Genomic DNA, 25692 nt, shown 5'->3' with positions numbered 1-25692 from the left:
CGGTCATGACCGCCACCGCCGCCAGCGCTTTGCAAGAGCGCTCCAACTCAGACCGGCACCTGCCGAGAGCCCGAGCAGCAGCATACCGCTGGCAAAGCAAGCCGCTGCTACCAGTATCGCTGCTCGCAGGATTTCAGCGATCGGCTTACCGAGGCAAAGTCCGGCCACGACGATCAGCGTCGCCATCATGATCGTCTCGACGGTGATCAGCCGAAACCGCCAGAGCCAGGCTTCCGCTTTTGCGCGTTCGGCGACGCGGGCTTCGATCTCCTGTTCGAGGGCGGCATGTCGCTCGAGTCCGAGCGCGAACTGGGCACCATTTGTCGTCTCGCGGTTCATGACGCCACCTTTCCAGGCTGGGCCTGCCGGCCGAGAAGCTGCGCGGGATCGACGCCGGCCAGTTCGCACACCGCCTCAAGCGGTGAAGCGCCGCGCGCGAGGAGCCGCTCGAAGGCGGCGACTTCGTTGGGGGCCGAAGTGTTGATCCAATAGGAAAAGGGATCGACGACGAGGCGCGCGATCCCCAGGCCCAGCGGCGAGTCGATAAAGACCTCGCTATAATTGGGCTTGTTGTTTCGGACAGATTTGAGGAGATCGAGAACGAAGCCGGAATAGTCGAGGATCTTGTTTTCGACCGCCTTGTCATAGGTCGATCCCTGCAGCAGAAACCGCGTCGCGGCATTCTCCAGGATGACCTGGCCCGTGCCGCCGAACAGCAGCAGGTCGTTCATCGACTGGAGGACGATGCCGAAGCTGCCCTGATATTTGCGGGCCCGCCTGTAGCCCTGACCAAAGGCTTCGGCGAGCCGCGACATGTCTTGCCCCTCGCTCTTGCTCATGAATTGCGCGGCCTCGTCGCACAGCACGAACCGCGGTCGTTCGCGGCCTGAAAGATAGAGCTCCTGCGTGACCGCATTCACCACCACCATGACGATGACGTTGAACAAATCGGGCATATTCTTGAGGCGCTCGAGTTCGAGCACGACGAACTCGTCGCTCGAAATATCGAGCGTCGACGGGCCATTGAAATAATGGCCATAAGCGCCGTCGCTCGCAAAATCGCGCAGGTTGAAGGCCAGTTCGCGCGCTACCGGAACGAGATGATCGACCCGGTCGAGATCGCTTGCGATATGTGCCGGATAGGATCCGAGCCAACTGCGTACCGCGTCGATGCCGTCGGCGGCCCGGCCTGTCTCGATCGCCCATTGGACAGCCGATTTCAACAGGTTCCATTGCGATGTTGAAACACCCTTGCGGGTTGCCGCGTTGGCCATTTCGGCAACGATCGCCACCGCCATGGCGATCGCTGACTGGCGATCATCGCCATCGATCGCCAGCCCCATGTCGAACGGGTTGAGGACCAGATGCTCCTCGCCGATGTCGATATAACGGCCCGAACAGAGGGTGCAGAGCTTGCGATAACTGCCGCCGATATCGATGATCCGGATGAGCGCTTGGCTCGCATAATATTGCTGGCAGAGATTGTTGAGCAGGAAGCTCTTGCCCGCGCCGGACTCGGCCGAGACGATAAAATTATAATTGTTGATGCGCGCGTCGAAGAGATCGAGCGTGATGAGCTGCCCCTTTCGCCCGGTGTAAAGAAGGGCCGGGCGCCCGCCGCCGCGAAAGTCGGTCTGGATAGGCGCCATCAGGACCGCAGCTTTCACCGGCATGCGGAGGTCGCGTTCAAGCAGCTTTATCGTGCGGCCTTCAGGATACAGGCCGAAGGGGAGGCTCATCGCCAGCAGCACAGGATTGAGATAGCTCTCCTCCTGCATCATGAACGGGAGTGGCTCGCTTTCCCACAGGCGCTTGGCCCGCGCAGCCATCTCGCGTGCCTGTGCGCGGGTTTGGCCGAACAGCCAGACCGTTGGGATGACAGACACAAATTTGCTGTTACCCGCTTCATCGAGAACCCAGCCGATCTCCTCAATCTGTTTGCCGACCTCGACCGCGAACGAACCAGCCGCCTTCTGAGCCGAGAGGATCTGCGCGCGCTTGTGGATCTCGAATGCGCTGTGATCGAACAGGATATTCAACGTGTAGAGGAAGGGCCCGCCGATCTGATCGCTGTCCTCGGACGACCCGCGCATGCCGCCGGTCAGCCGGTTGGCGCGTTCGGCCGTCACCCGCCGCGCAGGCGACTTGGGGGTCAGGCACCGCGCAACCTGGTTGCCCAGGAACACCTCGGGCCCCTCGAACACGAGGTCAGGGCCGGCATCGATGATCTGCTTGCGCACGGGGCGCGCGGGATTGCCATCCTCGCCCTGGGCGAACACCCCGGGTGCGCGCGCAAAGACGCCGTTGAAAATTCGGCGATAGAAGGAGACAAGCCCCTGCGGTGGCATGCGACGAATGCCGAGCTTGGCAAGCTGCTCTTCGATCTGCCGCCGCATGTCGCTGCCGATCTTTTGCCGGGTCTTGACCGAAAGGAAACTGCGGAAGTTCCGGATCGGAATGCCGTGGAGGGCATCGAGTCCATGGCGCCCTTCATGAAGATAGGCATAGGTCTGTTGCGCTGATGCCTGGATGAGCGGATCGTCGCGGGTCTTGAGGTCCAGAAAAGCGTCGAGCGCGTCGTCGATCAGCGGATCGGCAAAGGCATGGATCTGTACGACCGTACCAGGCGGGAAATGGATGTTGAGCAGGCCCTGGAGCGCACCATGCACATGGGCGAACATATAGGCGGACGGCACAAGTTCCCAGGCATAGCCCCAGCCATCGTCGATACAGAGAAAGGCCTCTTCGCTTTCGTCCCAGGCGACCATCGGAAGATAATCAGAATAGGCGTCTCGCGAGACGCTGCGCCGCAAGGCGGCGAATGTCATGCCGCCGCCTGTGCGTGTTCCCGGGACCTTCATGGCCGGGGTCCTTCAAGCGCTGTCTCGTCGAGCGGCTTATCTTGTACCTGGTCGAGGATCGGTGCCTTGGCGGCTGAAGATACAGGATCTACCAGATAGTCACCGATCACCCATTGTGGCCGATCCAGCAGTGAATAGACATAACGGGGCATATAGAGCCGGTCGGGACGCGCCCGGTCGGCATAGGGCATGATCAGTGTGCGCACCGTGCGCGAGGCCTTAAGCATCGGCGTCACCGGCGCTTCTATGAGGCCCTGCAATTCGCGATAGACGCTGTCGCGATAGCCTTGATAGGCGCTTGGATTAGCGGCTTCGGCTCGGGCGCGCGCCGTGGTGGGGGCTGCACGCGCCCCGTCCCGACCACCGTCCTGCGCCAGTTTCAGCATCGCCTTGTCACGGGTGACCGACGGGTCCGATCGCGAAGCCCATCCCGCCACTGCGTCGGCATAGGCCTTGTCGGGATGGATGCACTGCCCGTGGTCGCTATTCTTACAGGAGAATTTCTCCGAATAGGGCGACATGAGAGAGCCAAGGCTCGTGCATCCCGATATGGCGACTAGAATAGGCGCGAGCCATAGGCACCTAGCGAATGCCGGGCTGCGGGCGCGAGACGACATGGCGGAAATCTCCGAATATGGGGGGTACGGGCGCATCAGAATTTGGCTCCAGCGCTTGGCTTGATCTCGAGGGTCACGCCCTCCTGGATCACGACCACCACGTCCTTGGCGGCGCCGACCTCGACGATGGGTCCGGCCTGACGCGCCAGGTCGAGATAGAAGTCGGTGAGCTTGTCCGATGATTTGGAAAGGCCGCCCGCGAGTCCCGCCTGCGCCGCTTCACTGGGGTCAAGGCTGCGCACATTGCCGAGCGCCGAGGTCGAGACGTCGCCAAGACTCGATTCGATGGTCTGCGAGAAGCCGCTGATGGTCCCCGCAATGAAAGAGCGAGCGAGCGCGGCGCCGGCGCGAGTAACGACCTTGCCCGACAGGCCCTTCTTGCCGTCGGTATCGACAAAAAAGCCCTTGATCGGTTGATCCACGACCGATCGCGCGTCGAAATCCACGCAGGACAGCGACACGAGCTGGACCTCGACCCGCTCCTTGGCGAGACTGCCAGTGGCGTTGCCGATCACAAAACAGCCCGCCAGGTTCGCCTTGACGTCATTGGGCAGCACCGCAGGCGCCTGAACCCGGGCGATCAGCGGCTCGGGATTGCTCGTCGCATCCCGGCTTGCGAGCGCGTCGATCCCTGTCAGCAGCCGCGCCTTCATAAAACCAGGCGGCAAATAGATCGTCCGGGCTTTTTTTTTGGGTGCGCCGGGGCTGCTCGGGGCGTCGCCCGTCGCGATGGGCGTCGCGCTCGTGGCGCTGCCAATCGCGCCGATGACCTTTTCCTGCGGCGGCGCAGGGGGGGCCGTCGGCGGCATGGGCGGCGGCGGAACCTCGTCGGTGCCAGTGGTCGAAGTGCCGCCTTGCCCCGGCGGATAGGCGGGTATGTCGCTGCCAGGGAAGGCGGGCGGCAGGTCGCTGGACAAGTCCGAAGGGCTCCCTTGGCCCACTGTTCCGATCTTCCCTTCCTCGATCGCGCTGACCCTGTCGCCAAGGAGCGATTGCCCGTCCAGGATCTTCTTTAGGTCCCCGCGCATCTTGAGCTCGAGGCTGTCGCCGCGCAGGCCAGCACCCATGTCCATCTTGGACGCACTGGGTGGAAGATCGGTAGGGGCGCTTGACCCGCTGCTGGCCGTGTATAGCCCATATCCCAGGATCAGGACGCCGACACCAACGCCTGCCTGCTTGCACCGCAGTTTCTGGCTCGCGCTGAGCGCGGCCCAGTGGCTCCGCATATCCAGTAGGGCAGGGCCGCGTAGCTCCAGGGGCGCTTTGCCAGGTGCTGTCTCGACCTTGGGCGCGCGTGAATATCCCTGTTGCCCCGCATGACTTTCAGGACTGGACATAGACTTCGGGGCAGCATTGCCTGGCTCGCCTCCATTCGGCCCCTTCTTGCGCTCCGTCATGGCTGTTCTCCCCGGCGTATAACGATGAGGCGCGCGGTCTCATTGGGTTTGAGATCGGACCGGTCGAGGGTGATCGCAAAGATCGTCGATCCAAGCGCTGCATCAAGGAACAGCCGTTCATCGAGGTGGATCGTATGTGCAGCCCGGATGAGATATTCCGAAGCCGAGAGGCCCGCGCCTTCGATCTGCACGGCCCGGCGCTCGACAAGATCGGCGCCGTCCAGGCCGGTCAGTGAAAACGCGTCGTTGCGTGGCGCGATGTCTGAGAAGCTTGCCGGTATCCGATCCTGCAGCAGCGACAGGGTGATCGACACCGCACGCTCTTCCTCGACTAGAGGCCCTAGCAATTCGCTATTGGCTTTGGCGCGCTGTCTGGTGCCTGGAACGAGCGTTACCGTCTGCGCCGGAATATCGGCGGGTTCGGCATAAAGGGGGTAGATGGCGCCGTTGCAGGCGACGAAAAATTCCGACGGGGCGGTGACGAAGCTGCGGGCTACCTGGCCGGCATCGTCGGTTTCCTTGACCAGGAATTTGACCCAGGCATCGGCGCCGGCGCGCTCCACCGCGATCGCTTTTTCGGCTGAGAACTTCACATCCTCAATCTCGCCGCCGACACAGATAAGGTGATTGATGTCCCGGTTCGAGAGACGGATCGCACTCGACTGATCAGGCAAAGCAACGATCGGCTGAGATTGGGCCAAAGCGGCGGCAGGGAGCGCAGCTATCATCAGCGCAGCCGTGGGACCCAGCATGTCAGCTTTCCGCATTGAAATTCTCCTCGGAGAGCGCGGTCAGCCAGAAGCGACCGTTGTCGAGCGCATAGCGAATGCGCAGCAGGCCCCGGAACTTGCGGATCACGCCGCCGATGACGCGCACCTTCTCGACCGGCACGACAATGTCGCGCTCGGTATAGGTGACGGGCTGATCGGCCCGGATATAGGTGGCGATCGACAGCGTCGGATTGTCAGCAAGCTCGTCCAATATGCCATTGAGGCTATCGCGGACGCTGTTGAACGCGCTGGGGTGAACGAGGGTCAGCAGCTCCTGGAACTGGCGATCGGCCGAGTAAGCCGAATAGGTGCCCGCCATGGCGACGATATTGCGGGTCATGGTGCGCAGATATGCGGTCGATGGCGTGTTGCCCGTCACATAGAGATCACCGGAGGCGCCGAAGGGAACGACGACCGTGCGCTGGTTCTGGTTAGAAGAATAGATGACGAGGCCAAGAACGCTAGTGACGCCGAACAGGCCGACGACAGCGAATTTAAGCAGGCGGTTCTCTTCGAACAGGTTCGAGGAGCCCTGCAGATAGCGATGGATGCCCCAGCTTGCCGGCTTGCCCATCAGCGGGTCCAGCTCTGGCTGTCGGGCGGTGCTTCTTATGCGCATCTCGTGACCCTCACTCGAAGAAGCGGGTCTGCGTGGGACCCGGATAATGCGAAAAGCGCAGTAGCCCCCAGCGCCAGGCGAGATGCGGCAGAAAGCCGCGCGGCTTGGTCCGCTTCCAGGGGATGAAAAGGAGAAGGGACGCGATGAGCATCCAGCCGATCAGCCCGCCGACGATGACGGCGACAAAGATGGTGGCCATGACCAGTATGAATTCATCCGATCCGAACCAGAGGATCTGGACGGGACGGTGAAGATATTGGGGCAGACGCTCGTCCATTTGTCCCTTCTCCTCCTGCTTTACGACACCCGCGCGGGGCATCGTTCCAAGAGCCGACCATCGGCCCCCGGTTCGTTTGCGACGGGGCGGACTAGCGTCCGCTAACCGTCGGAAACTGGCTTCAGATGGTCATGCCGAAGGTTTGGAGGATCGAGTCCGCCTTGATGAGGCAGACCGCCGCCACGATCGTCGGGATGCCGATCATGATGTTGGAAAAGAGCCGCGAGACTCCGAACAGGAAGGCGGCAACGCCACCGACAAAGCCGAGTGGTCCCTTCACGCCCTGGTTCACGACAATGTCGTAAATGTCGTAGCCAAGGTCGCCCTGGGCCGGTGCCGAGAACGCATGGGCCGCGCTGCCGACGATGCCAATCAGCAGCAGCGCGATACCAAAATCCGCGGTAGACAGGAGCCGCTTTCCCAATTGCGTATGCATGATATTTCCTCCGTTGAACTGGACCATCCCTGGCTGTGCCTGCCGGCCGCGATCGTGATCGCTGTCGACCGATGATGCAGCTGGATGACCCTGCAGGGGCTGCGTCATCGGCATTCCGGTCCATGCGCCTGACTCTGCTGCCGGTCTGTAGACAGCAGCGGGGCCGTGCGCGATGGCCGCCAAAATTCTTGATCGTCTTGAGACCTGGTCCCGGGGGTCAGCGGCTCGCACGATCGCGCGCCTTACGCCCATCGAGAAAAGCCTCGATCTCGGCTTGCTGGAAACCCGAGAGGATCTTGCCGTCCAGGATGAGGGTCGGCGTCCCCGAGACGCCCACTTGCGCAACGGCTTTGCCATGCGCTGACACACGCGCATGCCCGCTCTCGCACTTGGTCAGCGTTTCTGGCGTCGCGCCGCTATATATCGATCTGAAGGCGCTTTCCGGGTCCGCGGCGCACAAAATATGTTCGGCCTTCGCCTCCGCTTGCGGGTGAATGCCGGTCACAAAGAAGATGTGCCGCCGCACCGGTTTGCCCTCCGCAGCCTTGGTCGCCCAATAGCGGTCGAGTGCTCGACAATAGGGGCAGTCGGGGTCGGTAAATTCGACGACGTCGGGTGCGTCGGGAGGACCCATGACCAATGCCTGCGATCGGTCCAGCGACGCCAGCCTTTTTCGCGCCGCTGCATCCTGCTCCAGCGACGTCAGGTTGACGCCGTTGCGATCATAGATCGCCGCGAAAAGCACATTGTCGCTTTCGGGCGCATAATAGACCATGCGGCCGCCGGCATTGGCCTGGTAGAGGGGCCCGCGAACCGGTGAGAGGCGGAAGTCGTCGAACTGAAGATTGATGAAGCTTTGGCGCAGCTGCTGCTCGGCTTTTGCGGCCGCTTGGGAAAGCAGCACGGCGTCCGGGGACGCCTGGGCGAGCGCGATGGAGCTGAACGCCGCGCCGAAAAGGCAAAACAGCCCCTTGAACGGATCAGCGCGCTGCATGACCGGCCTCCCTCTGGATTGCGCGTTGGCGGAAGACGCCCTGCAGTCTGAGATGCGATCCAAGTTTAATGGGGGAGACGCCCGAAGCCCTCACGCGATAGGCCCCACGCATGTCGTGAATGGAGAAGCCCTCCGGGTCCGACATGATTTGGCGGGCGTGCACCATCGGCAGGTCAGGACAGTGCCCGGCCACACCCGTCACGTGCGGGCAGGAAGGCGAGAGGGCGAGCGCAGTCGCCGCGGCAAGCGCCGATATCAAGACCATGGTCTATCCCTTCATTTCAAGAGCGACAGTCGTGCTTTGGGTGGAGCCTGCTGGGTCCGCCTCTTCACCAGCAAAGGAATGCGAGATGGGAGATCGCCGTGCAACGGGGCGGGCACTTCACTGCCGATCGGGCATTGAAATGCTGAATGAGAAATAGACTGCCTAATCGGCATTTTATTGCCGATTTCTCCGCCAAGTGCCTGATTTTATTTGTGGCGTCCTTCCGGATTTGCTTGTCAGTCCTGCGGCTCCCGGGGGCGGAATGACTATCGGCGTCGCCAGATCGGCGATTGTTTCGATTGAAGCTTTCCTTGTTTTTCCTGTAGTTGGCGCACAGGGATGCCGTGGCGGGCTCGTTCTCCATGAGGGAAAGCGCATGTCACCAGAACGAGCGCCAGCTGTGACCACAAGTCCCCTCCTGGACTTCGTCAAGGAGATGTCGGGCCGACGAATCGAGCAGGCGCGCCGCCGCAGCGGTCTGACCCAGTCCCAGTTTGCCAGGGAGGTCGGTATCAGCATGCGGTGGCTAAGGGAGATTGAGGCTGGTAATCCCAGCTCGCGCCTCGACGACCATGTCGTGTGCGCGCAATATTTGCGGCTATCAACGGGACATATTTTCCTGCCACTGCTCTTCAGCAGCCAGGACATGGAGTTTCCGCGAGAGCTATCCTATGGCGATTTCAGCGAACTTGAGCGCGAGTGCATCGATCTCATCGCCGAGAGAAACATAAAGCGGATCCAGACAAAGTTGACGCCACGTTGGTGGTCGAAGCGGCCGGACAAAGCCTAGCTCGCAATGGCGCCCTCCGATCCGGTCACCCATGAGCGCGTATATAAGCGCATCAGATGCGATATCCTCGATGGTACGATCAAGCCGGGGTCGAGATTAGCCGCAACCGATCTTGCAAGGAGGCTGGAATCCAGCGTCACGCCGGTACGAGAAGCCATGTATCGTTTGGTTGGCGAGGGTTTGATCTGCACGGCCCAGGGTGGCTTTCACGCCTCCGTAATCGACGAGCGGATGATGCTGGATGTCATCGACGCCAGCCAGAAACTTCTCATCATTGGGCTGCAGCGTCTGTCGCCCGACGCGATGATTGAAAAAGCGTCGGCCTATGCAGGAGGGGAACCTGACGCAGACCAGGCCACGAACATGCTGGAAACAGCTCTCTCCTATCTGTTCCGCGCGACAGAAAACCAGGTCATCATCGGTTGGGGCGAGAGGACGGTCTATCAACTCCATATCCTGCGACTCGGTCAGTGCCTGGTGAGCCGGCGGGCGAGGCAGGAAGGCCAGGCGTTGCTGAAGCTCGCGGTCATCCGCGATCGTACTCGTCTTGCGCGACAGATTCTCGCGCATCATCGCCGCTTGAGGCAAGCCGTCGTCTTTCATCAGGCAGCCATCGCGTCGCGATTGTCGCGTGATTTAAGGGGGTAGCGTCGCGGGCGGAGTCGGCACGAGCAATCCCGCCAGATCGGCGGCTTATGCGCTGCGATATATCAGGCGCCAGGACTTACCTTCCTCCTTGCCGCTCAATCGACGGCAGCAAGCAAGGAGTAAAGCGATGAAGAAGGAAGACAATGTCGACACGCGCGACATCATCGATCTGGGCACTGCGTCGGTCCTGACCAAAGGGGCCGGCGTTGGCAACGATGACACGCTCAACCCCCAGATCCAGCGGAGCATGGGGCTCACCGAAGACTGAACGTAGGAGGGGGCGTACCCAAGGTGCGCCCCCTCTTATGCTGTGGGAGAACGGGGATGGGTCTTATGTTGCGAGAGCATCTCTCTTTTGGTCTGTATGGGGAACGCGCTGTTTTTCTCGACGCGGCACAGGACCGATATTTCTGCATTTCGCCAGAGCTTAATGGCGTCTTTCTTGCCCTTACACGTGACGGTCTGGGAGACGATTCCGGCGTGCAACGGCTTTTGGAGAGCGGGATTGTCACGCAGAGCAACGGGGTCGGCAAGATTGCCGCAGTCAAGGTTCCGCCTGCCACAGCGTCGCTAGCGGCAACGCCGTCCGCGCTGGCGTTTGGTAGCCTGTCCCTGTGGACCGCAGCAGAGAGACTGTGGATCGCAGGCGCGTTACGGACACGCCCGCTCTCAACCTTTCTCGACGGTGCAAACGCAAATGCGCTCTACGAGCGTACGCCGAAATATGATGACGAAATTGCCGAAATGGTAACGCACTTTCTCGCCTCCAATCGTCTGTTCAAGGAGCAGGGGAGGTGCCTCTCGACCTCCATCGCCTTACGGCGCCGACTGGAGAGAAACGGTCATCGGGCCGCATTGGTCTTTGGCGTACGCCTGTTCCCCTTCGAAGCCCATTGCTGGCTGCAGCGAGGCGTGACGGTGCTCAACGACCATCACGAGTTTGTGGGCCAGTTCACGCCTGTCCTGGCTGCCTGACCATGCAACGCTATTTGCTGATCACAGGGGCGCATGACAGGGATGAGGTACTGGCAGTGTTGGCGGCACGGAGCATGGCCACCATATTCCAGAATGACCTTATCGTGGTTGGCAGCGACACAGACATGCCCTGCCATCTGCTCCCGAACGGCGCCGGCGTCGTGCTTGGACAACTGTTCGACCGGGACTATCGCGCCGCGAACCTCGATCGTTGTCACGGCCAAGAGACAGGCCCTGGCCCGAGCGAATTGGCCAAAGACTATTGGGGCAGCTACGTCGCGATCCTGCAGAGGGGCGCGATCATCGCGCGCGACCCATCAGGCGCACTACCGGCCTATTATCGGCAGGAAAAGGGCCATCTTTTCGTCAGCAATGATGTCGATCTCCTGGCTGATTCCTTTGCAGTCTGTTGGGACATGCTCTTGGACAACATCGCGTCCGAGGGCTTCCATGACGAGAAGACCTGCCTTGCAGACATATATGAGCTCAGGCCAGGCATGTACCTGCATTGCACCGACCCCAGGCCCATAGAGCATCCCTTTTGGTCGCCGTGGGATCATTGTCATCTCCAGCCTGCGATATCCAAGGCGCGCGTCGCCGAAGAGCTCGAGACCACCATCTGCAAGACCGTCGCAAGCCTGGTGTCATCCTATCGAAAGCCCTTGTGCCTCGCATCAGGAGGGCTTGATTCTTCGATTGTGCTGGCCGCCTTGGCCGCAGCCAATGTCGAGACGGCCTGCCTGACCATTTCTACAGCGGACCCCTCCGGCGACGAGCGTCGATATGCAGCCATTGTGGCCGATCATTTCGGCTTTGCCCTTCTCGAGGCGCAATATGAGACGGATCATGTCAGCGTTGCGGGCTGTGCGGCGCCCTATCTACCACATCCCAAACGTCGTCCCCTATTTCAAAGCATGTCCCATCTCGCCGCCAAGGCGGCAGAGGAGGTAGGGGCCGACATGTTCATCAACGGCAATGGCGGCGACCAGATATTTTCCTTCACAATGTCGGCGACCCCCATCCTTGACTGTCTGAAGGCGAAGAGGTCGCTGCTGGAAATATTGGCCACCTTCGAAAATGTGAGCCTGCTGACGGGGTGCTCCCTGGGAGAGGCGATCATGGGGCTATGGCGGCGCGCTCGCAAGCCGACCAGCTATGCCTGGCCGATGTCGAACCTTTTCCTGAAGTCCGGTCGGGCGTCGGCTGCCCCCAAACATCCCTGGCTGAACTGTCCGCCCCATGCCTTGCCTGGAAAGGCGCACCATATCGCGATGATCTTGCGCATGCAGGAGCATATCGAGAACCCGTTCCAGACAAATGTCCCACCGATGATCACGCCGCTAATGGCGCAACCGATTCTCGAGGCTTGCCTGGCGATCCAGAGCTGGCACTGGATTCAAGGGGGACAGAACAGGGCCGTGGCCCGCGAGGCGTTCCGGCACCGTCTTCCCGAAGATATCCTGGCACGGAGAGGAAAGCCCGGTCCTGCAAGCTTCTCCGCGCTCCTGCTTCAAACTTATTTGCCACAAATGAAGGAACGCCTTCTTGATGGACATCTTGCGCGAGAAGGCATCATCGATCGTCCCGCGGTCGAAACAGCGATGGCGAATATCCTAGCGCAGGACGTCAATCAGTGCCGCAGGCTATTGCAGTTGGCTGATGCGGAGGCTTGGTGCACCCATTGGCATGGGCGTGCCACATCGGTCGTTGCTGAGAAGCGCCGCTAGCCCGATGGACCCGCATCACCGCGCATCTCTTGCCACCGGGACCGCTCGTCGCGTTGGGGCGGCAGTATGTCGCGCAGCCAATAGTCGAACCAGGCAATATTGCGCCGATAGATAGCGAGGCGATGGGCAGGCTGCTGTTTGACATGATATTCGTCGGGAAAGACATAAGCGTCCACAAGCTGATGATGAAAGCGCAGGGCGCGTATCGTCTCGAGCGACCAAAGATATTCATCGCTGGAAAGGTTCAGCAAGACCGGAACATCGATGCGATGGGCATTGCGCATCACCGACATAGGCGCCCAGACCGCTGGATCATCCTGCAAAATCCCAGGATAGCCGCCCTCTTCGAAATATCTGGCCGTCCGGCTGCCGACAAGCGCCATGGAGCCAACAGGCTCCTCACAGCAATGGCTGACCGCCGCTGCCTGAAACAGCTTACTGTTGATGAGAGCGAACCAGAGGCTGCTCGAGCCATCGCTGAAGCCTGTGATTCCCATCTTCGAAGGGTTGATGACACCCTTTTCCTCAATGAGCTTTATGCCCCGCTCAAGCGAAGATTCCACGCTGCGACGGTTAGCCCAATTCTTGCGATTGATGGCGGATCGCTCTGGCGCGGACACGCCTTTCGCAAAAGAGCCAATGTCTGGTGGCATGTCAAAGCTCATGACAGCGTAGCCGTGTGCTGCCAGCGCAAGGATCGGATATTCGTCGCCCGTTCCGCCGCGCAGAAAGCCCCTGCTGCTGTAGGACACAATGATAAGGGGGTGACGCTCCCCGGCATGATGATTTGGGGGTAGGACAAGGTCTGCAAAAGCCGGGATATCCCGATCGTTCTTCCAGTAGAGGCGTTCGACGGTGCCAAAGGCCTTCACGGCAAATTCTGGATTGGGATCGTACAGATTGAGCATCCGTCCGGTGCGAGGATCAAGGCTCACGATATGCCGGGGCCGCGTGGCCTCCTCATGCGCGCAGACAAGGTCTGTACCTGCCGTCGGCTGACAATCCAGTAGCAGACCTTTGGTCAGATAGCGGCGAACGACTTCTCCCGAGCCACGCCGCCAGTGGTAGAGGGCGTATTGATCCGACGCCGTCCCTTCGCGACGTAGGAAGCTGAATTCCTTTCCATCGCTGCTTTTCCATAATTTGCCGATCCTGCCCGAACAGGCTTCGGCGCGACACCGTGCCATGACCCCATTTTGAGCAAGCCGCTCTGTTACGCTATCCTGTGGCTTCCCGGCGTCGCCTGTCATTTCAACCCAACCGAAAAATGCTGGGGTCGCTGGCGCGAGCCTATGTGTCGTGGCCGAGGGAGATGGAAGATCGATGTTGCGCGTGACAGTCGGGAAGGGAGCTTTGAGATAGGGGCGGTTGCTGGACGATGGGATAAAGCGGTCGTCCAGATGATATCCGGACAAGGCTTCGATATCGCGCTCATGCTCAAGTTGCGCGAGTTGGACCGCCGTAACCGCCAGCGCCCGCGAGTCTGGCCCCCAGGCAACACGCACGGCGTCGCCAGAGCCATGATCGAGCAGCGTTGAGGCACGTCCATCCAGATAGGCGACACAGGCTCTGGTTTGTCCATTCACCCGCTTGAGGTAGGCGATGGCGCTACCGTCTGGAGACCAGAGCGGGCGAACCACGACGGGAATACCGGTGTAAACCGGGCCATATTCGAACCGGGGTTCGGCACTGAGCAAAAGCGTACCCCCTTGGTCGATGACGCGTACAGGGCCGGAGCCTTCGGTCGGGACGGCAACGATCTCCAGGCAGTAGCTATTGATGGATGGCACGGCTCTCTTGAGTTGGAGCGCCACCCATCGCCCATCGGGAGATACGCTAAGACCCGGAGCAGTCTCACCATAGTCAGACACGCCGATGTCCCGTAATCCGGCGATATCTTCCGCGCTAACATCCTTGTTCAGGGTGGTCGACGCGTCATAGGGCGCTGTCGTAGCGGCGCAGGCGGAGGTCAGCGCTGGCACCGTTGCGCCCAGGGCCATTGCGGCAAGGCTTATGATCACCAACGCTTCTCCAGCGTGATGCCGATCGAGCGCCCGACAATCGAGTAATTGGTCGAGTCGTAAGGCGGAATATAGGCCGCACTTGTGCGAACCTCGTCTGGCATCGCGTTGAAAAGATTCTGAACGGATACAGAAATTGCCGCGCCATTGAGTGCGCCAGACCTCGGCTCGTACCGCAGATTGAGATCCACGGTGGTCATACCCTCGCTGCTATAGACGTCCGTCGTTCGACGATCCGTGATGCCGCCGCTATAGTTGACGAAGCTGGCGGCCATGACAGCGCCCGCCTGAAAGGTCAGGCCGGCGCGGCCGCGCCAATGCGGTGGTCGGTAGATGGTGCCGGCCAACTGGACAAAGTCCTGACCGGGGAGAAGCTGTTGTGCACTATCGAGATAGGTCAGGTTGCCGGTGACGCCAAAGGTGCCGACTGAGGCCTCGAGCCGATAGTCCAGCGTGATATCGACGCCGCTGATCTTTTGGCGGGCAGCATTCCTGTTTCTGTTGTCGACGATGAACAGGACATTGGCTGCATTGAAGGGCATGCCGGTATAGTTCTGGAGCCCCTGGCTCGCGACGGCCAATGCGGCATCAACCTGCGCCGTAGTCGGATTTGCAATGACCAACTCGCCATAGATGGGGTTGGTGAGCGCCCCGGCACGGCCCTGTAACGGGGTGATCACGCGGTCGATATAGTCGGTGTGAAAATAGTTGAGTTCGATCCGCAGACCGGGCACGCGCACAGGCGTTATCGTCGCGCCGACCGACCATGTTTCGGCCTTTTCCGGTTTAAGTTCGCCGCTTCCGCCCGATAGTTGAAGGACGGTGGCGCCGCTTGGCAGCCCGGTCGCGCCATAGGAACTCGGCAATTCCAGATAGGCCCGTTGCGTGAGAAAGGTCTGCCGCAGCGTCGGTGCCTTGAAGGACTTGCCCCAACTCGCTCTGAGGGCAACTGATGCGGTGGGCGCATAGACCAGGCCGAGCTTAGGCGTGGCGATGTCGCCAATCTCGTCGTAACGCTCATAGCGGACGGCGCCGGTCAGGACGAGCTTTTCAAGACCCGCGACCGCGTTCATTGCGGTTACAATCGGCAGTTCCGTCTCCGCAAACAGATAGGTTGAACTGCGCGCCTCGTCGAACGCAGCGCCGGGAAGGGTCGCGCCCTGCATCACGGTCCACTGGCGCGAGTTCAGAGTGTTCCGTCTGTACCCGCCGCCAACAGCGATCTTGGCGGCGCCTCCTGGAAGGCTGAAAAGCCCCCCTGTCAGATTGAGTTCGCCTGCGGCCAGCGCATTTATATAATCACTATAGCCCACATAACTCAGCGCATCGGCCTGGTAGCCGCTGGTCACGAGCTTGCTGCTGTCCTGTCCGTAGGTCGCTGAAGCGGCCAGGGTCCAGTCAGGAGACAAGCGCCAGGTGAGCCGCGGTGAGATCGCGAACGACTCCAGCCGTGAATCCACCGCGTATCCCGATGACGTGAAGCCTGCCTCCTGCGTGAAGGCGATCCCGGTAAAGGACGTCCGACGGTTATAAAGGGCGTCGATATCAAATGTAAGATTGTCCAGCAGGTCGTGATGGCCCGTAGCCAAAACATTATAGTGCGTCTGGGCAGGTAGGAGCGTCGCACCGCCATTCATGTTCCTGATAAACGGGCGGTCTTTCACCTCAATCGCACTGTTATGGCCATAATCGGCTGCCAGCATGAACCCGCCCGCATCCCATCGCTGCCCGCCGACCAGCGATATCTGTCGCTCGAGATTGCCGCCGTCCCATGCACCTGCGAGGCGCGCTGAGGCGGCGAGCCCCTCAAAATCCTTATGGAGTATGACGTTCACGACACCGGCGACGGCATCAGACCCATAGATGGCCGATGCGCCATCTGTAAGAATTTCGAGACGATCGACCGCCGCCAGCGGTATGGCCGAGATGTCGACGGACTCGCCGACAGCGTCATAGGCGAGACGTTTCCCGTTGAGGAGCGTCAACGTCGCATCCGCGCCAAGACCACGCAAGTTGACCCCCGTGGCAGAATTGACATTCTGATCGCCCTCATTGGAGCTGCCAATCATCACACCGGGATTTTGCCCGCCGTTGAAATTTTGCGGAATGGAGCGAACGACATCACCCAATTGCTGTTGCCCGGCATCCCGCATCGCCTTGGCATCGACGGTAATGACGGAGGAGGTTCGAGCGGCCCCGGCAATGCGCGAACCGGTGACAAGGATGGCGTCGCCGCCATCGACAGTCTCTGCCGCGCGACTCCCAGATCCCCGGACGTAAATATTGCCATCGCGACGCTCGATCGTGATGGGCACGTCGCGCACGGCCAGGTCTAGCGCCGCTTCGGCGGGCATGGTGCCCCGGATCGCGGGTGCCTTGAGCGCACCGACATCGGATCGCTCAAATAATATGTCCGTGCCCGACGTGCGGGCGATGTCGCGTAGCGTGATGTCCAATGGCTGGGCGGGAATGTCGAAGGAAAGGACCGGTGCTTCCTGTGCGCATGCCGGATCGGGCGCGCCGAGCGCCAGAACGGAAACAGACGTCAACATGGCGCACGACAGCGCAAGCCGAAAAGTCATGAAAATGCCCCTTTGTACGGCCCGCTGCTGCAATTGGCGGGCTCTTGAGGCATTCACGCGCGATAGCCGCGCGTCCCTAAAGACAGAGGCAAAAAATTATTTGAGCGACGACCCCTTCGGCTTCGACAACAGAATCCGATATGGCTCCCTGTGGACCTCAAGATTAAACAGATGCGCCAGCTTCTGTGCTACATTCTGGGTATCTCGAAGCGAGAAAACGCCCGACACTTTCAGTTCGGCCAAGCGGCTGTCCTCCACTTCTATCGGCACCAAGGAATAGCGGTTGGCCTGGATTATCACCTCGCCAAGCGGCACATCGTCAAACTCGGCACGGGCCAACGGCCAGAGGATATCGGATGTCCTCTCGATGGGCTGGGCCGCTGCAAACTGCTCGGTGTAGGATGTGCCTTGCCCCGGCCGTAGATGCTGGATTTGCGACAACAGCTCAGGGTGTGCCGTCCTTGCTTGGGTCGCCACATCGATTGCTCCCCGAAGCAGGTGAACGGATACCTCTCTGTCAGCTCCAACACGCACATCGAAAATCGTGCCGCGCGCCGTGATCACGCCCAGCCCCGCAGCCACAAGGAATGGGCGCCGTTCATGCGCGACCTCGAAGCGAGCCCGGCCCCGTATAAGTCTAAGACGCCGCTCCTTTGAGGAGAAATCAACGCTTAGCAAACTGTCTGTATCAAGGGTGATCCTTGAACCATCCTCCAGCACGATGGTCCGCACCTCGCCCACAATCGTGCTGAAAGCAAAAGCTGTTGGAACAGCTGTCCGGGCACGCCTTGATCGGTTGTCAGCCTGTACGTCGCCCAGTTCCGGTTGGGCGAGCAGAAACGTCAGAGACAGAGCGCAGAGTGCGGCAAGGACGATCACGCACAGGGCCGGTAGCAAGCGCAAGCGCATCCGTGTCGCCGGACGCGGCTGGCTATCTGCGGTCGCATCGGAATCAAGAAAGATTTCCGCTATCCGATTATAGGCCGCACGATGCAACGCGCCGCGCTTGAGCCAGGCATCGAAATCCGCCCGATGCACCTCAGCGTCTGGACCTCGCATCTTGGTGAACCAATCGGCCGCTTCATCGTAGAACTGGTTGCCCATCCCTTTGCGGGACGTCTCTTCGTCGCTCATTTCTGGTCCAACTCCCGCACAAGATATTTGAGAGCCGACGAGATGTGATACTCGACCGACTTGACGCTCAGCTCCATTTTTCGGGCAATTTGCGTATAGCTCAGCCCTTCTCTCCGATGCAGCAGATAGATGGTCCTGGTCTTCTCCGGTAACTGATCGATAGCGCGCTGTATCTGTTGCTTCACGTCTCTAGCCTCGATCGCCAGATGCTGTTGGGGAGGGGTTGGCGCTGCGTGCTTTTCGTCGAACGGTGCTTCACTTATCAGCTTGCCCCACCGCGTCTCGCGCCGTGCCGCATTGATAAGCATGTTCCGCGCTATGCGGCGCAGATAGGGTAGCGGATCGCCGCTGACTTGCGCCTTGGCGAGGCTCAGGAAACTCTCCTGTACCAGGTCCTGAGCGTCAGCATCGCTACGGCCCCGCCGTCGGAAATAGCGTAGCATCCCTGCAGACTCGATGCGAAACATCCGCTCGATAACGGCCTGGTGCGGGAAACCGTCTGGCTCGCACTTCTCATCAGTTGGGCACGTCATCGCGTGACCAACTCCGCAGTCATAACCCGGCGCAATCCTGCCGGAACGAAGAGATAGGACATGGATACAACGCAACAAGCCGACAGAGATCATCCGGATTACCGGACGGTCCTGAATCTGGTGTGCCGCCGTTTGCCTCCAGCAAGAGGCTTTGATCCGGAACGGCCACCCGGCCATGATGGACGGGTGTGCATAATGCCTGACGAGAATATCTACAGGGAGGCCGTCGGCAATCCCGCCCCGCAAAGACAGTCTGCATGTGCGACCGAACGTGTCAAGGCTAACGAACACCGAATACGGGCGACCGATTGGCCATCATATTCAAACCGAACGAGCCGACGAAAGTCAGATTTTTGCTGTTGATCCTGGCGGACAGCCCGCCAGGATCATCATCTCTTCAGCCGTTAAGCTTGTCCTTGACCGCCTTGGCGGGCGTAAAGGTCAGCTTCCGCGACGCGGCGATGCTGATGGTTTCGCCGGTCGCTGGATTGCGCCCATCCCGTGCCGGGCTATCCTTGATCTTGAACTTGCCGAACCCGTTTAAGGAGATCTCCTCGCCCTTAGCGGCGGATTCCATGATCGCCGAGATAAGGCCGTCGAGTATCTTCTTGGCGTCCGATTTTCCGATGCCCTGCTGGGTTGCGACCGCGTCTACCAATTGCGTCGTGTTCATATAGGCTCCCGTCTTAAAGCGATCGCGCCAATGCCCAATAAACTGGAGCCCGTCGATAGGAAGTTAACCGCCTGGTACGGTTTCTGGCTCAGTCGCCTGTTCCCGAAAAGCCTGTATGAGCGCGATCTGCGCATCGGCCAGCGCATCCACTGCGCCAAGGTGCCTCTCGCCGTGAAGAAGATGCGATGGGCACCGACCATCGACATTGCCTAGATTGGGTCGATGAACCTGATAACCGATGAGCGCAGCCAGCTCAGGTGAGAAGTCCCGCGCCGTGTCCGGCGGGTAGACCAGAGTCTGGATCTCATAGGGTTTGAGCCAGCCGAGCGAGTAACTCACGATCATGCCCCGTCGTGCCGCTATCGTACGGTTGGCGCCGCCCGAATGCAGGGTTGAACCCAGAAAGAGGAGGGCGCTACCCGGCGAGATCGCGAGCGACACGGCCTCGGATGGATCGATGAGATCTTCCGCGCGCCGGCGGTGACTTCCGGGCCACAGGATCGTCGACCCATTCTCCGGGGTGTAGGGCGTGAAAGGCCACATCACATTGACGAGGAATTCGGCCTCATGCGTTGTCGGTAGCATCCGGCTAGCGCGCCACATGTCCTGGTCGCGATGAGGGACTTGCCGCTCCGCGCCAGGCCGGATTTCGATAGCCTGGGTGAGGTTAAGCTGGATAGTGTCACACCACGGGCCAAGGATATTTTCGACGATGTCCAGAACAAGCGGGTGCTGGACGAATGCGGCGGCATGCGTCGACTTGCCCAGCAGTCCGCCGAAGCGGACCGTGTCAGCCCCATAGAAGAGGCCTTGGGAGACCGGCGTCTGGCAAAAGTCGCGATCGAGATCTTGCGCCAGCGCTTGGACAGAGGCTAGCGGAAGGAGGTCGTCGATGACGCAATAGCCGAGCGCATTGAGCGCATCCACATGGGGACGGGCCGGGTGTCCGATGCGTTCCTGTTTCATTGGACCTCACCCCGGCTTGCCAGTCCATCGCGGGAAAACGCCGCCGGCGTTTCGTCCCAGGTGCCCGCCTGTGTCATCAGTGAGCGAGTATCGCCATCCAGGACGATTTCGAGGGCAATCACCAGGCCACTTGGATCCGGTTGTGGCAGGCCAAGGGGCCTGCAGCGCCAGCCATAGGACAGCACCTCGGGCATATACCAGGCATAGATGACGCAGCATAAATGCGTCGCGCCATTCTCCATGGCGATTTTGACCGCCGATGTCAGAAGCCGGTTGCGCACCTCCCTGCGCCGGGCCGCGCGTATGCGCGGTGAGAGGCATAGCCGGGAGAGTTCCCAGATGCGCGGCGAGGCCGGCGCGCCCGCCTCGCACAGATGGTCGAATATCTCGCCGATAACTGTTGGCCGATCGGTGGGCAAAAGCCGGATCGAGCCCAAATGGTTATCGTCGGGCGAGCCGACGATGAGATATAATGTATCGGGACCATCGAACTGATCGATCTCGAACCGGTCGTCCAGGGCGGGCAGGTCCCAGCCCAGAAGATCGATGAACACTCGTTTGCGATCGCGATACATGTCAGCCAGCAGCGCGTCGGGGACGCGCGTCGATACGCCTGTTTGAACGGACGGCATGATTTCCTCCTGCGTGAGAGAGCCGCAGGATGCGAAGGATCAGAGCCGCCCGCTATTACCCCAACGGGGGGGATCAGTGCTTGGTGAGCAGATCGCGATAGCACAGTTGCCCGTCGAAGAGGGCGCGCACGATCAGCAATGTCCGTTTGCCGACATTATACCGCCGCATCGCATCGAGGACATGCTTGCGCACGGTATCTTCCGAGACGCCCAGGATTTTGCTGATTTCCCAGTTGGTCTTGCCGGATCCGACGAAAACCAGGCAGTCCAGTTGACGTTGCGTAAGCTCTGGAATCGCGCCTTGGGGCGCCTTCCCCTTCGACGTGAGGCGTCGCGCGACCTCGAAACTATACATGGCCACAATCTGCGCGCAGCCGCTGCGATTGTGATCAAGCTCGATTGGCCGATCGCTGCCGAACGAACAGGTGCCCCGATATTCGCCAGCGACGTGCACGGGCACCGTAAACCCATCGCGAAGGCCAAAGCCTTCGGCCTCAAGCAAGATGCGACGCTGACGTTTGCTCAGTTCGATGATGTCGGGAACTTCCCGCCAGCCAAACCCGGTCAGCCGCTTGTTGCTCGCCGCCAGAATCGGATCGTCGTGAAAATAGCGCTTGCGCACGATCCTCTCGATCCATGCGTCATCATAACTCATGAGCGTGATAGATTGATCAGGCGGGCTCGCTAAATCGACATGGTGCAAAAGCGCATATTGTCTAAAGCCCAGCGCAAGAGTCATCTCGCCAAGGACGTCGCGAAGCGACGTCTCCTCGGTGATCGCGCTGCATCCATCCATGAATTCGATGATCCGGGGTGACATGAACATACCAAAGCCTCCTGTTTCAAATGTCTGAACATGACTTTCAGGCAACCCGCCCCATACGCCGCTCGGCTTTGCCCCCCCCCTTTCAGGGAATGGGCAAGTGCGCGGTCCCATGGGAGATTTGTGACAGTTAAGTGACGGGGTGAACATAGATGGTCGGTCAAAACCAGAGCGGTTTTTTCGCCATATCGGCGACACTTTGCTGCATACCTGTCTCACAGGTTAAGGCCGGGCTACCGCCCAATTCGTGTCGGTCGCGCGGCTTTGAGGGACCGAGATCCGAAGGCCTCGGGATCTAAGGCGATGGAGGGCGACGCATCCGGGAAACGCCAGCAGCGTCTGGATGTATGTCTTGCCCTGATCACGGTGCGCCGGCTTGTGGGGCGTTACATCGGCTTCGAACTTTCGGCCGATCCCGTTTGGGACATGCTGCTGGATCTCTACGCATCTGACGCGCGCGCGCGTGATATCGCTATCTCTAGCCTCGCCAGCGCTGCCAATGTGCCGCCCACCACCGCTTTGCGGGCAATAAAGGGGATGGCCGAACTGGGTCTGGTATCCCGCCACTCTGACCCCAAAGACGGTCGGCGCATCTACATCAGACTGACACCCAGCGCGCATGAAGCCCTGGCTGCAATTTTTGATGCTATTGCGGACGGCAACTGAGCCTTGCTGGCTTTGCAGCATTTGCGCATTCCGCAGATCGTAATGCCGGTCTAAAACCGCTGGTAACGCGATGGAAATGGCTACTTTCTATTCTTGCCCTGCAATTTGTAGGATCTCTGAAGTCGAGGGCAATGCTTGGTCCGATATCAGGCCGGTAAGGCCGTTTGATCAACAAGATAGGACGGCAAGGCAGGTTGGCCGCCAGAAGAGGAGGAGGGGTGGGGGGAGTGGTTCGACCATTTTCGGGAATTCCCCATGCTCCACTCCTGCACCCAACATCATCAGGAAGCTGAATTGCAAATTGCCAGGCTCGCGAGGGCTCTTGGCGGCAGATATGATGGCGCGAGCGCCATGTGCCGATGTCCCGCGCATGATGACCGCAGACCGAGCCTCTCGATCAGAATCGGTTACAAGCGCCTTCTGTTCAAATGCTTTGCGGGCTGCGATACGCGCGATGTTCTACGCGCCATCCGTTGCTTGGGGCTCTTGGAGGGCCGCTGGCAGCAAGATCCCGCACCGCGATTGCCGCGTAGGCCCGCTTTCGATGGCCGGAGCGCTGCACTCAGATTGTGGTGTGAAGCGACGTCGATCTGCGGTGGGTTGGCAGCGCGTTATCTCGAGGCGCGCGCGATCCCCGGACCTTGGCCAGCGTTGCGCTTTCATCCACAGGTTCCACTCGGTCGCGGTCAGGCCATGGTCCGGCGGCCCGCTTTACTGTCGGCAATCGTTGACGGTAACGGCGTCTGCGCCGTTCAGCGCAGCTTCCTCGATGCAGCCAAGCCAAGGCTAGCGACGGATCTCGAATTCCCGCGACGGATGATCGGCACGCCTGGTAGAGGTGCTGTCCGCCTCGCCTGGCCTTCCGATTGCCTCGGTCTGGCCGAGGGCCATGAGACGGCTATGTCGGCGATGCATCGCTTCAACATCGCCGTCTGGGCGACACTGGGCAGTGAACGCTTCGGTCTCATCGACATCCCCGCGCATGTCTCGACCCTCCTTCTGTTCCCGGACAATGATGCGGCCGGCCGGCGCGGCGAGGCGATCGCCCGGACACGATATGAAGCGCCCGGACGACATATCCTTACACGCTGGCCGCCTGCGCATGTGAGCGACTGGAACGATCTCGCACTGGAGGAGCGGAGGGAGAGGGGCGGGGTGCGGTTGGCAGGCTGATGGTCAGTGCGCCCCGTTCCTGGAGTATCCCTCATGTCCAAGCTTCCTATCCTTGTGCGCGCCAGCGATTGCGAAAAATCGCCCAGCAATGTGCGAAAAAGTTCAGACCCTTCAGCCGATCTGCAGTTCAAGGCGAATGTCGCGGCGCGGGGCATTATCCAGAATCTCATCGGCGTTCCGGTACCCCGCAAGAAGGGACAATATCGGATCATTGCCGGCGGCCGGAGGCTCGATGCCGTCTACAGCCTTATCGAGGACGGCACCTTTGCGGCGGACTATTGCATTCCGGTCCTCGTCCTGGGCGACAGCAAGGATGCCATCGAGATCAGCCTGTCGGAGAATTTCTTTAGGCTGGACATGAACCCGGCCGATGCCTGCCGGGCATTTCAGGATATCATCGCGCTTGAGAAGAAGACGCCCGCAGACGTCGCCAAGCGGTTCGGCCTTACAGAACGGTTCGTGCTCGGACGGCTGCGCCTTGCCGGCCTGGCAGAACCGGTCTTCGAAGCACTGCGCGGCGGGGACATCACCCTCGACGTCGCCATGGCCTATGCCAGCACCTCGGACACGGAACGGCAGTCCAATATCTTCGGCGAACTGGCCGGCTCCTATTATGCGCAAAACGTCAACGAAATCCGGCGACGTCTGACGATCGGCGACTATCTCGGCAATGATCCCAAGGCGCTGCTCGTGGGCCGTGAGGCCTATGTCGCAGCCGGCGGGCAAGTGGATTGCGACCTCTTCTCGACATCGCAGACCGAGCGCTGGACCAGCGGCGACATCCTTGAGCGTCTCGTGGAGGGACGCATGCAGGAAGCCGCGGCGGCGATTGCAGCTTCCGAAGGATATGCTGAGGTCCGTGCGATCCCTGCCACCCGGGTGCCCTATATGGAGACGCTGCGCCTCACCGCGGTCGAGGGCGAGGCGATTGCGCTCTCTGCAGAGGAGGAACAGCGGCAGCGGGATATCGAGGCAGAACTTGAAACGATCAACGATAGTTGCGACGAAGACGGCTACACCGACGAGGACGATGCCCGCGTTCGGGCCCTTGAAGCAGAATATGCCCGTATCGAGGAGAAGCCACCAATCATCCTCGACGAGCATAAGGCATCCGCGATCGCGTATCTCGTGATCGGCACCGATGGCGTGCCGCGCCTTCACGATCAACTCTATGCCCGTCTCCCGGATGAAGAGGCTGACGAAGATAGCCTCGATGATGACAGCGTCGACGAGGACGAGAGCCACACGACCGATGACGCGCCTCCCGGTCGGCCTGCGATCTCCCAGCGTCTGCGCGATGAACTGGCAATGATGAAGACCGAGATACTCAAGGTCCATGTGGCGACCGACACCCATTTCGCGCTCGATCTCGGCATCTTCTTCATGATCGAGGCCGCGACCCAGAAATATGGCTCCTATGATCTTCCTTCGGATCTGCGCGCCAACGCCCCGTCGCCGCGGGTCTCGGGATTTGAGAGTGGCGCGCCAGCAGCGCAGAACTGGGCATCCATCGTGACGGACCTGGATCGCAGCTGGACCGAAGGCAAAACCGTGTCCGAGCGCTATGATGCCTTCTGCGTCTTGAGCGACCAGGCGCGCGGCGCATGGCTCGGCTGGGCGGTCGCCAGAACGCTGCATGCCGTTCCTGCAGGCGATCGCGGGGCGGACATGATCGATCATCTCGGCCGTAAACTGGAGATCGACATGGCTGCCTGGTGGCGTCCGACCGCGCGCACCTATTTTGATCGGGTCAGCAAACCGCGCATCCTCGACCTGTTCGAGGAGATTGGCGGCCTGGAACTCAAGAGCCGTTATGGCGCCTCGAAGAAGCATGACTTGGCGACGTCCGCCGAACGGCTCTTCTCGGGCCAGATCATCATTGAAGCGGACTTGAAGGACAAGGCGCTTGCCTGGTTGCCCGACGAGATGCGTCTTTCGCCCGATGTCCCACCATCGCTTGATGACGCTGACGCGGGTGCAGCGGCGTCCGAGGGACCGACCGGTGCCGACGCGCCTGAAGACCTGACGGCCGACATCAGCCAAGCGGCCTGATCGTCCGAGCACGGCCGCGCTTTACGGAGCGCGGCCCATTTTTGCGTGCCAACGCCCCGCG

At 60.6% G+C, this 25692-nt stretch carries 25 protein-coding genes; 8 read left to right on the top strand and 17 right to left on the bottom strand.

What is annotated here, in order from left to right; genetic code table 11:
• Positions 1-3: 3 nt before the first annotated feature.
• From SxD43FB_RS10555 to SxD43FB_RS10515, 9 genes are all read right to left on the bottom strand, one after another.
• Positions 4-339 carry a hypothetical protein gene (locus SxD43FB_RS10555; RefSeq protein WP_096062135.1) on the bottom strand — a complete coding sequence of 112 codons (336 nt, stop codon included), beginning with the start codon at positions 337-339 and terminating at the stop codon, positions 4-6.
• On the bottom strand, positions 336-2861 hold the full coding sequence (locus SxD43FB_RS10550; RefSeq protein WP_096062134.1) for a TraC family protein: 2526 nt from the start codon (positions 2859-2861) through the stop codon (positions 336-338). Before SxD43FB_RS10550 ends, SxD43FB_RS10555 begins: the two co-directional genes overlap by 4 nt.
• Complete coding sequence (locus SxD43FB_RS10545; RefSeq protein ID WP_096062133.1) at positions 2858-3478, bottom strand: TraV family lipoprotein; 621 nt, start codon at positions 3476-3478, stop codon at positions 2858-2860. Before SxD43FB_RS10545 ends, SxD43FB_RS10550 begins: the two co-directional genes overlap by 4 nt.
• 35 nt (positions 3479-3513) lie before the next feature.
• Positions 3514-4704, bottom strand: a complete 1191-nt coding sequence (locus SxD43FB_RS10540; RefSeq protein WP_217988789.1) for a TraB/VirB10 family protein — start codon at positions 4702-4704, stop codon at positions 3514-3516.
• Between the two features lie 167 nt (positions 4705-4871).
• Entirely contained in the window at positions 4872-5603 is a 732-nt protein-coding gene (locus SxD43FB_RS10535) for a type-F conjugative transfer system secretin TraK (protein ID WP_096062210.1), read from the bottom strand.
• 25 nt (positions 5604-5628) lie between these two features.
• A complete protein-coding gene (locus SxD43FB_RS10530) occupies positions 5629-6264 on the bottom strand; it encodes a TraE/TraK family type IV conjugative transfer system protein (RefSeq protein WP_096062132.1) in 636 nt (211 codons plus the stop codon).
• 10 nt (positions 6265-6274) lie between these two features.
• Positions 6275-6541 carry a type IV conjugative transfer system protein TraL gene (locus SxD43FB_RS10525; protein WP_096062209.1) on the bottom strand — a complete coding sequence of 89 codons (267 nt, stop codon included), beginning with the start codon at positions 6539-6541 and terminating at the stop codon, positions 6275-6277.
• A 121-nt stretch (positions 6542-6662) separates the two neighbouring features.
• Positions 6663-6977, bottom strand: coding sequence for a hypothetical protein (locus SxD43FB_RS10520; protein ID WP_096062208.1), 315 nt, complete (start codon positions 6975-6977; stop codon positions 6663-6665).
• Positions 6978-7194: 217 nt separating this feature from the next.
• Complete coding sequence (locus tag SxD43FB_RS10515; RefSeq protein WP_096062131.1) at positions 7195-7971, bottom strand: DsbC family protein; 777 nt, start codon at positions 7969-7971, stop codon at positions 7195-7197.
• Positions 7972-8498: 527 nt separating this feature from the next.
• Between SxD43FB_RS10515 and SxD43FB_RS10505 the strand changes: the two genes are divergently transcribed.
• The 5 genes from SxD43FB_RS10505 to SxD43FB_RS10490 all read left to right on the top strand — a co-directional run bounded on the left by SxD43FB_RS10505 (position 8499) and on the right by SxD43FB_RS10490 (position 12376).
• Positions 8499-9026 (top strand): helix-turn-helix domain-containing protein, encoded by a 528-nt coding sequence (locus SxD43FB_RS10505; RefSeq protein ID WP_255245667.1) that lies wholly within the window; start codon positions 8499-8501, stop codon positions 9024-9026.
• Between the two features lie 6 nt (positions 9027-9032).
• A complete protein-coding gene (locus SxD43FB_RS10500; RefSeq protein ID WP_096062129.1) occupies positions 9033-9674 on the top strand; it encodes a GntR family transcriptional regulator in 642 nt (213 codons plus the stop codon).
• A 127-nt stretch (positions 9675-9801) separates the two neighbouring features.
• Positions 9802-9942 carry a benenodin family lasso peptide gene (locus SxD43FB_RS24730; RefSeq protein WP_141249490.1) on the top strand — a complete coding sequence of 47 codons (141 nt, stop codon included), beginning with the start codon at positions 9802-9804 and terminating at the stop codon, positions 9940-9942.
• A 56-nt stretch (positions 9943-9998) separates the two neighbouring features.
• Complete coding sequence (locus SxD43FB_RS10495) at positions 9999-10649, top strand: lasso peptide biosynthesis B2 protein (protein ID WP_096062128.1); 651 nt, start codon at positions 9999-10001, stop codon at positions 10647-10649.
• Positions 10650-10651: 2 nt separating this feature from the next.
• Complete coding sequence (locus SxD43FB_RS10490) at positions 10652-12376, top strand: asparagine synthase C-terminal domain-containing protein (protein ID WP_096062127.1); 1725 nt, start codon at positions 10652-10654, stop codon at positions 12374-12376.
• On the opposite strand, the gene SxD43FB_RS10485 is transcribed toward SxD43FB_RS10490, so the two are convergent.
• The 8 genes from SxD43FB_RS10485 to SxD43FB_RS10450 all read right to left on the bottom strand — a co-directional run bounded on the left by SxD43FB_RS10485 (position 12373) and on the right by SxD43FB_RS10450 (position 21737).
• Positions 12373-14397 (bottom strand): Atxe2 family lasso peptide isopeptidase, encoded by a 2025-nt coding sequence (locus tag SxD43FB_RS10485; protein WP_255245680.1) that lies wholly within the window; start codon positions 14395-14397, stop codon positions 12373-12375. The two genes, SxD43FB_RS10490 and SxD43FB_RS10485, sit on opposite strands and share 4 nt — an antisense overlap.
• Complete coding sequence (locus tag SxD43FB_RS10480) at positions 14394-16979, bottom strand: TonB-dependent receptor (protein WP_096062125.1); 2586 nt, start codon at positions 16977-16979, stop codon at positions 14394-14396. The genes SxD43FB_RS10485 and SxD43FB_RS10480 overlap by 4 nt, the downstream gene beginning before the upstream one ends.
• Positions 16980-17075: 96 nt before the next feature.
• A complete protein-coding gene (locus SxD43FB_RS10475; RefSeq protein ID WP_096062124.1) occupies positions 17076-18113 on the bottom strand; it encodes a FecR domain-containing protein in 1038 nt (345 codons plus the stop codon).
• On the bottom strand, positions 18110-18739 hold the full coding sequence (locus SxD43FB_RS10470; protein ID WP_176482744.1) for a sigma-70 family RNA polymerase sigma factor: 630 nt from the start codon (positions 18737-18739) through the stop codon (positions 18110-18112). Before SxD43FB_RS10470 ends, SxD43FB_RS10475 begins: the two co-directional genes overlap by 4 nt.
• 304 nt (positions 18740-19043) lie before the next feature.
• Positions 19044-19319 (bottom strand): HU family DNA-binding protein, encoded by a 276-nt coding sequence (locus SxD43FB_RS10465; protein WP_096062122.1) that lies wholly within the window; start codon positions 19317-19319, stop codon positions 19044-19046.
• Positions 19320-19382: 63 nt separating this feature from the next.
• Complete coding sequence (locus tag SxD43FB_RS10460) at positions 19383-20285, bottom strand: phytanoyl-CoA dioxygenase family protein (RefSeq protein ID WP_096062121.1); 903 nt, start codon at positions 20283-20285, stop codon at positions 19383-19385.
• Positions 20282-20917 (bottom strand): acyl-homoserine-lactone synthase, encoded by a 636-nt coding sequence (locus SxD43FB_RS10455; RefSeq protein WP_096062120.1) that lies wholly within the window; start codon positions 20915-20917, stop codon positions 20282-20284. The genes SxD43FB_RS10460 and SxD43FB_RS10455 overlap by 4 nt, the downstream gene beginning before the upstream one ends.
• A gap of 73 nt (positions 20918-20990) precedes the next feature.
• On the bottom strand, positions 20991-21737 hold the full coding sequence (locus SxD43FB_RS10450) for a LuxR family transcriptional regulator (RefSeq protein ID WP_176482743.1): 747 nt from the start codon (positions 21735-21737) through the stop codon (positions 20991-20993).
• 306 nt (positions 21738-22043) lie between these two features.
• Here SxD43FB_RS10450 and SxD43FB_RS10445 point away from each other — a divergent pair, with 306 nt between their 5' ends.
• The 3 genes from SxD43FB_RS10445 (at position 22044) to SxD43FB_RS10435 (ending at position 25631) form a co-directional block, all read left to right on the top strand.
• On the top strand, positions 22044-22406 hold the full coding sequence (locus tag SxD43FB_RS10445) for a winged helix DNA-binding protein (RefSeq protein ID WP_096062118.1): 363 nt from the start codon (positions 22044-22046) through the stop codon (positions 22404-22406).
• Between the two features lie 693 nt (positions 22407-23099).
• Complete coding sequence (locus SxD43FB_RS25880) at positions 23100-23579, top strand: toprim domain-containing protein (protein ID WP_255245666.1); 480 nt, start codon at positions 23100-23102, stop codon at positions 23577-23579.
• A 33-nt stretch (positions 23580-23612) separates the two neighbouring features.
• A complete protein-coding gene (locus SxD43FB_RS10435; protein ID WP_096062116.1) occupies positions 23613-25631 on the top strand; it encodes a ParB/RepB/Spo0J family partition protein in 2019 nt (672 codons plus the stop codon).
• The last annotated feature ends 61 nt before the right edge of the window (positions 25632-25692 follow it).

This window comes from Sphingobium sp. D43FB, assembly GCF_002312805.1.
Classification (GTDB): Bacteria; Pseudomonadota; Alphaproteobacteria; order Sphingomonadales; family Sphingomonadaceae; genus Sphingobium.
This window is presented reverse-complemented; position numbering and strand designations above follow the sequence as displayed.

What these genes read in the sequence shown, in the direction of transcription:
- SxD43FB_RS10555 (WP_096062135.1), bottom strand. Translation starts at nt 339, where the DNA reads ATGAACCGCGAGACGACAAATGGTGCCCAGTTCGCGCTCGGACTCGAG.
- SxD43FB_RS10550 (WP_096062134.1), bottom strand. Translation starts at nt 2,861, where the DNA reads ATGAAGGTCCCGGGAACACGCACAGGCGGCGGCATGACATTCGCCGCC.
- SxD43FB_RS10545 (WP_096062133.1), bottom strand. Translation starts at nt 3,478, where the DNA reads ATGTCGTCTCGCGCCCGCAGCCCGGCATTCGCTAGGTGCCTATGGCTC.
- SxD43FB_RS10540 (WP_217988789.1), bottom strand. Translation starts at nt 4,704, where the DNA reads ATGCGGAGCCACTGGGCCGCGCTCAGCGCGAGCCAGAAACTGCGGTGC.
- SxD43FB_RS10535 (WP_096062210.1), bottom strand. Translation starts at nt 5,603, where the DNA reads ATGATAGCTGCGCTCCCTGCCGCCGCTTTGGCCCAATCTCAGCCGATC.
- SxD43FB_RS10530 (WP_096062132.1), bottom strand. Translation starts at nt 6,264, where the DNA reads ATGCGCATAAGAAGCACCGCCCGACAGCCAGAGCTGGACCCGCTGATG.
- SxD43FB_RS10525 (WP_096062209.1), bottom strand. Translation starts at nt 6,541, where the DNA reads ATGGACGAGCGTCTGCCCCAATATCTTCACCGTCCCGTCCAGATCCTC.
- SxD43FB_RS10520 (WP_096062208.1), bottom strand. Translation starts at nt 6,977, where the DNA reads ATGCATACGCAATTGGGAAAGCGGCTCCTGTCTACCGCGGATTTTGGT.
- SxD43FB_RS10515 (WP_096062131.1), bottom strand. Translation starts at nt 7,971, where the DNA reads ATGCAGCGCGCTGATCCGTTCAAGGGGCTGTTTTGCCTTTTCGGCGCG.
- SxD43FB_RS10505 (WP_255245667.1), top strand. Translation starts at nt 8,499, where the DNA reads ATGACTATCGGCGTCGCCAGATCGGCGATTGTTTCGATTGAAGCTTTC.
- SxD43FB_RS10500 (WP_096062129.1), top strand. Translation starts at nt 9,033, where the DNA reads ATGGCGCCCTCCGATCCGGTCACCCATGAGCGCGTATATAAGCGCATC.
- SxD43FB_RS24730 (WP_141249490.1), top strand. Translation starts at nt 9,802, where the DNA reads ATGAAGAAGGAAGACAATGTCGACACGCGCGACATCATCGATCTGGGC.
- SxD43FB_RS10495 (WP_096062128.1), top strand. Translation starts at nt 9,999, where the DNA reads ATGGGTCTTATGTTGCGAGAGCATCTCTCTTTTGGTCTGTATGGGGAA.
- SxD43FB_RS10490 (WP_096062127.1), top strand. Translation starts at nt 10,652, where the DNA reads ATGCAACGCTATTTGCTGATCACAGGGGCGCATGACAGGGATGAGGTA.
- SxD43FB_RS10480 (WP_096062125.1), bottom strand. Translation starts at nt 16,979, where the DNA reads ATGACTTTTCGGCTTGCGCTGTCGTGCGCCATGTTGACGTCTGTTTCC.
- SxD43FB_RS10475 (WP_096062124.1), bottom strand. Translation starts at nt 18,113, where the DNA reads ATGAGCGACGAAGAGACGTCCCGCAAAGGGATGGGCAACCAGTTCTAC.
- SxD43FB_RS10470 (WP_176482744.1), bottom strand. Translation starts at nt 18,739, where the DNA reads ATGATCTCTGTCGGCTTGTTGCGTTGTATCCATGTCCTATCTCTTCGT.
- SxD43FB_RS10465 (WP_096062122.1), bottom strand. Translation starts at nt 19,319, where the DNA reads ATGAACACGACGCAATTGGTAGACGCGGTCGCAACCCAGCAGGGCATC.
- SxD43FB_RS10460 (WP_096062121.1), bottom strand. Translation starts at nt 20,285, where the DNA reads ATGAAACAGGAACGCATCGGACACCCGGCCCGTCCCCATGTGGATGCG.
- SxD43FB_RS10455 (WP_096062120.1), bottom strand. Translation starts at nt 20,917, where the DNA reads ATGCCGTCCGTTCAAACAGGCGTATCGACGCGCGTCCCCGACGCGCTG.
- SxD43FB_RS10450 (WP_176482743.1), bottom strand. Translation starts at nt 21,737, where the DNA reads ATGTCACCCCGGATCATCGAATTCATGGATGGATGCAGCGCGATCACC.
- SxD43FB_RS10445 (WP_096062118.1), top strand. Translation starts at nt 22,044, where the DNA reads ATGGAGGGCGACGCATCCGGGAAACGCCAGCAGCGTCTGGATGTATGT.
- SxD43FB_RS25880 (WP_255245666.1), top strand. Translation starts at nt 23,100, where the DNA reads ATGGTCCGGCGGCCCGCTTTACTGTCGGCAATCGTTGACGGTAACGGC.
- SxD43FB_RS10435 (WP_096062116.1), top strand. Translation starts at nt 23,613, where the DNA reads ATGTCCAAGCTTCCTATCCTTGTGCGCGCCAGCGATTGCGAAAAATCG.